This is a genomic window from Corynebacterium sp. ACRPZ (assembly GCF_022346205.1).
Classification (GTDB): domain Bacteria; phylum Actinomycetota; class Actinomycetes; order Mycobacteriales; family Mycobacteriaceae; genus Corynebacterium; species Corynebacterium lehmanniae.
Map to the genome: position 1 here is coordinate 1 of NZ_JAKRMR010000043.1, position 678 is coordinate 678.

Consider the following 678-nt stretch of genomic DNA (forward strand, 5'->3'; position numbering starts at 1 on the left):
CCGGAAGGAGTCCGCTGATGACGGATTACCGGGCGGTGATGAAGCTGCTTGTGCAGCAGCGTTCGTACCGCCAGATTGAACAACAGCTCGGGTGCTCGCACCGCGCGATTTCCCGGTCGAATCAGGTGCTTCGATCCCTTGGGATTCGCACCGTCGACCAGGTTTTGGCGTTGACGGATGATGAGCTCGACGAGTTATTCGTCGATGGGCGAAGCACCGGCCAGGGCGAATTCGTCCCTATCGATTTTGATGCGGTGGTCAAAGCCCGCACGGGGCGTAACAAGCAGACACTGCAAGTGCTGTGGGCGCGCTACACCACCACACCTGCTTTACCCGGCCAGCTCCATTACAGCTACGACCGGTTTCGCCAGTTGGTGGCGTCCCATGTCGATGCGGCCGGTTTGACCGCACGCATCACCCACACTCCGGGGCACACCATGCAGGTGGATTGGGCAGGCACCAAGATGCGCCTGTTAGACCCTTATGGCGCGCCGGGGGTGAAGGTCAGCGTATTTGTTGCCTCAATGCCGTATTCAGGGATGATTTTTGCCCTCGCATGTCCGGATGAGCGCCAGCATTCCTGGCTTGATGCCCACCACCACGCGTTCGCCTACTTCGGGGGCGTGCCTGAGGTTGTGGTGCCGGATAATGCCTCGACTGCGTCGAACGCGATCAGCG

At 60.3% G+C, this 678-nt stretch carries 1 protein-coding gene; it reads left to right on the forward strand.

The features are described 5' to 3' along the window. Positions 1 to 17 precede the first annotated feature (17 nt). A partial coding sequence (locus MHX64_RS11900; RefSeq protein WP_239357654.1) for a DDE-type integrase/transposase/recombinase occupies positions 18 to 678 on the forward strand: 661 nt, incomplete at its 3' end.